The sequence below is a fragment of the Mesorhizobium sp. M7A.F.Ca.CA.001.08.2.1 genome, from assembly GCF_003998455.1.
In the GTDB taxonomy this organism is placed as follows: domain Bacteria; phylum Pseudomonadota; class Alphaproteobacteria; order Rhizobiales; family Rhizobiaceae; genus Mesorhizobium; species Mesorhizobium ciceri.
In genome coordinates this window covers 1-4,566 of sequence record NZ_RZPW01000522.1, presented here as the reverse complement: position 1 = coordinate 4,566, position 4,566 = coordinate 1, and the positions used below count along the sequence as shown (strand labels likewise).

General features: G+C 64.4%; 4 protein-coding genes and 1 pseudogene. 3 read left to right on the top strand and 2 right to left on the bottom strand.

The window, feature by feature from the left end:
* A pseudogene (locus EN914_RS25335) lies at positions 1-707 on the bottom strand (glycosyl transferase family 1); the annotation flags it as partial.
* A 10-nt stretch (positions 708-717) separates the two neighbouring features.
* Positions 718-1,656 carry a GntR family transcriptional regulator gene (locus EN914_RS25330; RefSeq protein ID WP_024504739.1) on the bottom strand — a complete coding sequence of 313 codons (939 nt, stop codon included), beginning with the start codon at positions 1,654-1,656 and terminating at the stop codon, positions 718-720.
* A gap of 238 nt (positions 1,657-1,894) precedes the next feature.
* On the opposite strand from EN914_RS25330, the gene EN914_RS25325 reads away from it, so the two are divergent.
* From EN914_RS25325 to EN914_RS25315, 3 genes are all read left to right on the top strand, one after another.
* Positions 1,895-2,959, top strand: coding sequence for a spermidine/putrescine ABC transporter substrate-binding protein (locus tag EN914_RS25325; RefSeq protein WP_024504740.1), 1,065 nt, complete (start codon positions 1,895-1,897; stop codon positions 2,957-2,959).
* A 103-nt stretch (positions 2,960-3,062) separates the two neighbouring features.
* Positions 3,063-3,905 carry an ABC transporter permease gene (locus EN914_RS25320; RefSeq protein WP_032899498.1) on the top strand — a complete coding sequence of 281 codons (843 nt, stop codon included), beginning with the start codon at positions 3,063-3,065 and terminating at the stop codon, positions 3,903-3,905.
* On the top strand, positions 3,898-4,566 hold a 669-nt coding region (locus EN914_RS25315; RefSeq protein WP_164778895.1), incomplete at its 3' end, for an ABC transporter permease. The genes EN914_RS25320 and EN914_RS25315, both read left to right, overlap by 8 nt.

The window sequence follows — 4,566 nt, the reverse complement described above, 5'->3', positions numbered from 1 at the left end:
GGGTCGAGCGGCTCGGCACGCTCGCGGCGCACGATCGTCGGCGTCAGCAGCAGGTTGAGATCGGGCGACGTCTCGAGGAACTGACCCTTCGGCAGCGGCCCCAGTCCGGCATCCGCCCGAAAGCGGTTGAAGCGGTCATGCGCCGGCGCGCAAGCCGCCAGATACCTGGCCTCGAACGCCGCACGTTGCGGGTCGTCCACCCCAAGCCCCGACAGATAGGGCGGCACATTGGCGTCCGGCAGCTCGGTCTCGGCGCAGGAGACGACGCGCACCCACGGACAGCCGGCGGCGGCGATCGCCGGGAACATGATGACATTGTCGAGCACCACGGCATCCGGCTTGAGCCGTGCCAGCAATTGGCGCAGCGGCGCCTCGGCATTGACCGCGGTGTCGACGATGGCCTGCCAGGTCGGAGCGACATAGGTCTCAAGCTGGTCGATCGGGCTCAGCCTGAAATGCGGCAGGTGCCGGCGCACGAAAGCCTGCCAGTAGCTCTGGCGTTGGCTCTCGCTCAGCGGCTCGTCGGTTGGCAGCTGGTATTCCTGAAAACCATAATCGGCAAAGACGCCGGAGAAACCGGCATGGCAGATGAAGACGGGCCGGGCGCCTTTCGCACGCAGCGCCTGCGCGATGCCGACGCAATTCAACGCCGCGCCGAAGCTTGCTTCGGGAAACAGCGCGATGGTCGGGCTGGCTTTACGCGTCAATTAATCCTCGTCATTCCGGCCGGCTGATCGTGCCGAACAGCGCGGGAGCCCCGCGGCTGGCCGCTTGCGGTCGCTGGTTGCGGGAGAGCCGCAGATGAATGCGAAGCAGATCGGCAGCCACCTCATACTGCAGGCTTTCAAGATGGTCGAGTATGACAAGGTGTTCGCGCAGCGATTGCCGCAATCGGAAGACGTTGACGCCGGTATAGATGCCCGGCAGCCGGCGCAGCCTGAGGTGATCGGCGAGCGCGTCGGCGATGAAGCGGTTGGCGCTGCCCTCGGCGAGCATGCCGTGAAAATCGATGTCCAGCCGCTGGAACTCGCGTGTGTCGAAGGCGGCGTCCGGCAGCGTCACCAGCGCTTCCATAGCCTGGCGCAACGTCGCCGCCCGCGCGCCGTCTAGCCTGAAGCCGGGCGTCAGGATGGCCGCGGGCTCGAGCAGCAAGCGGAACTCGTAGCTGTCGCCTTGCGCTTCCGGATCGTCGGGCGTGCGCCGAAACAGCCAGGACTGGCCAGGCGCACGATCCAGCAGATTCTCTTCGGTCAGTTTGTTCAACGCTTTTAATACCGTCTTGCGCTCGGCACTGTAGCGCCGCATCAATCCCGCGACGGTCACCGTCTGGTCCAGTCGCCGCGCCGAGCGGTCGCGCAGGATCGCCTCGGCCAACTCGTCCTCCTCGGCAGCGGGCAATTCCGTGGCGACCGAAGCCTGCGCGGTGAGGTCGATGGCCAGATGATAACCGGTGTCAGCCTCCCAGCGCACGACGCCCCGTTCCGCGAGCAGGCCGAGTGCCGCCCGCACCGGCGTGCGCGAGACATTGCACAGCGACGCGATCTGCTGCTCGGGCAAGCGTGCACCGGGCTCGAAGCCGCGCTGGCGCGCGACATCCAGGATGCGCTGCGCCAGATCAAGATGGTTGGTGCGGGGTCGTCTGGCTGCGGCTTGCATGGCTGGTCCAGCGGAAAACGGATGACCGCATTGATTTGACCGATCGCCCGAACGGACGCAATCGGCCAGTTTCCTCGGTCGTTTGGCAAATTATGGATTGACGTACTTTTTTCTGCAATAGTACTGTCAACACAATCGGCGAGAAAAAGACCGAGGGAACAGGATCGAGGCAGCGGCAAGGGTCGCAAGCGTTGGTCCGGCGAATGAAATTCGACGATCAACCGAATGGGAGTCTGTCATGACCGCTACCAGCCTGCGGCGCCGTGCGCTGAAAACATCTTCGATCGCACTTGGCCTGGCCTTGGCGCTGTCCGCGCCGGCGACGGCTGCCGACCTCGTCATTTCGAACTGGGACGGCTACATGGCACCCGACGCCATGGCCACCTTCAAGACCGCAACCGGCGTTTCGGGCGAAGTGGTGGTGCATGCCACCAATGAAGAGATCATGGGCAAGCTGATCGCCGCCGGCGGCAAAGGCTATGACGTGGTCTTTGTCTCCTCACCCTTCGCCGAGGTGCTGAACAAGCTCGGCCTGACCGAGCCGATCGACCACGCCAAGATCCCCAACCTCGCCAACCTCTATCCGGAAGCAGCCAAGCTGCCGCACGATGTCGGCAATGCCTTCTCGGTGCCCTACACCTGGGGCACCACCGGCCTCTGCTATCGCTCGGATCTGATGAAGGTCGCACCGGCCAGCTGGAGCGACCTGCTCGCGCCCTCCGACGAATTGAAGGGCAAGACCACCATGCTGGCGACCGACCGCTGGCTGCTGGCCGCCGGCCAGCTCGACAAGGGCTATTCGGTCAACGAAACCGATCCGGCCAAGATGGCCGAGGTCAAGGATCTGCTGATCTCGGCCAAGAAGACCCTGCTCGCCTATGACGACACCACCTTCTATTCCAAGCTGGTGTCCGGCGAGGCACTGATGGTGCAGGCCTGGGACGGCTGGTGCAATTACGGCATCGCCGAAAAGCCGGAGATCAAATACGTCATTCCCAAGGAAGGTTCGGACCTCTGGGTCGACACGATGGTGGTGATGAAGGCCTCCGCCAACAAGGACGCCGCCTTCCAGTTCATCAACTTCATGCTCGACGCCAAGAACCACGCCTGGGCGGCGCAGAACATCGACTACAAGGTGCCGAACAAGCCGGCGATGGAAAGCCTGCCGGCCGATTTCCTGGCAAAATTCCCCAACATGGCGATGCCGGTGGCCGATCTCGTCAAGTTCGAGCAGTTGCGTGACGTCGGCGACGCCCAGCGCGACTATTCGAAGATCGTCAGCGAGATCAAGGCTGCGCAGTAAGCGGCGGCACATCAGAGACCACGGCCGACGGCGGGTTTCCGCCGTCGGCCGCTGAATGCGGTACCCAATCGTGTCCTCAACCAGACTTCGTTCCTCCTTGCTGATGGCCCCGGCGCTGGCCTGGCTCGCGGCCTTGATGGTGGTGCCGTGCGCGCTGGTACTGGCGCTCGCCTTCTTCCGGCGTGGCATCTATGGCGGCATCGAATACACCTTCACGCTGGAGAATTTCGGCCTGGTCTTCGACCCGCTCTATGCCGGCATCTTCCTCAATTCGGCGCGCATCGCCGGCACCGCGACCCTAATCGCTGTGGTGATCGGCTATGCCGCCGCCTACGCGATATCGGCGGCACCGCGCCGGTGGCAGCCAGTGTTCCTGTTCGTCGCCGTGCTGCCGTTCTGGTCCAACTATCTGATCCGCACCTATGCCTGGATCGTGCTGCTCAACCGCGAAGGCCTGATTACCCAGCTGCTGCGCTGGTTCGGCTACACCGGCGAGCCGCCGTCGATGCTCTACACCGAAGGCGCGGTTATCGCCGGCCTGGTCTATAACTACCTGCCCTTCGTCATCCTCGCCTGCTACGCGCCGCTGTCGCGGCTCAACCCGGAACTCGCCGAGGCCTCGCGTGATCTCGGCGCTTCGGCAGCCACCACGTTCCGTCGTGTCATCCTGCCGCTGACCGTACCGGGCATCGCCGCCGGCGCGGTCTTCGTCTTCGTGCTGTCGATCGGTAATTTCGTCACGCCCGCGCTGCTCGGCGGCGGCCGCTTCCAGATGATCGGCAACCTCGTCTACGACCAGTTCCTGACCGCCAACGACTGGCCTTTCGGGGCGGCACTGGCGATGGCGCTGATTGCCATCATGCTTCTGGTACTGATGGCGCAAGCGCTGGCCGCCAATCGCGCCTCGGGTCACGTCACGCAAGCCGGCGGAGACACCGATGGCTGAGCGCTCCCCTGCCACGCGGCGCACGCTCTGGCTCGTGCTCAGCCTGGTCTTCGCTTTCCTCTACATCCCGATCGCCGTGCTGGTGGCGCTGTCCTTCAACGAAGGCGGGCTGCCGACGGCGTGGTCGGGCTTCTCCCTGAAATGGTACGCCTCGCTGGCCGGCAATTCGGCGATCCTGTCCGCGGCCCTCAACACGCTGATCGTGGCGCTGGTCTCGACCGCGATCGCCACTCTGCTCGGCACGCTGCTGGCGATCGGCATCGAGATGCGCCGGCAATACGGCAAGGCTCTCGAAGCGCTGATTTTCGCACCGATGATCATTCCCGACATCGTGCTGGCGATCGCGCTGCTCTCGTTCTTCTCCATGCTCAATCTAACCATGGGCCTGCACACCATCATCCTCGCCCATGTCGTCTTCAACCTCGCCTTCGTCTGCTCGGTGGTGCGCGCGCGGCTGAAGAGTTTCGACTGGTCGATCGTCGAGGCCTCCGCCGATCTCGGCGCCTCCGCGCTCACCACCTTCCGGCGGGTGACATTGCCGGTCATCGCGCCGGCGGTGATTGCAGGGGCGCTGCTCGCCTTCACGCTCTCGGTCGACGAGTTCATCATCGCCTTCTTCACCGCTGGCGCCGGCCGCGCCTCGACGACGCTGCCGATGCAG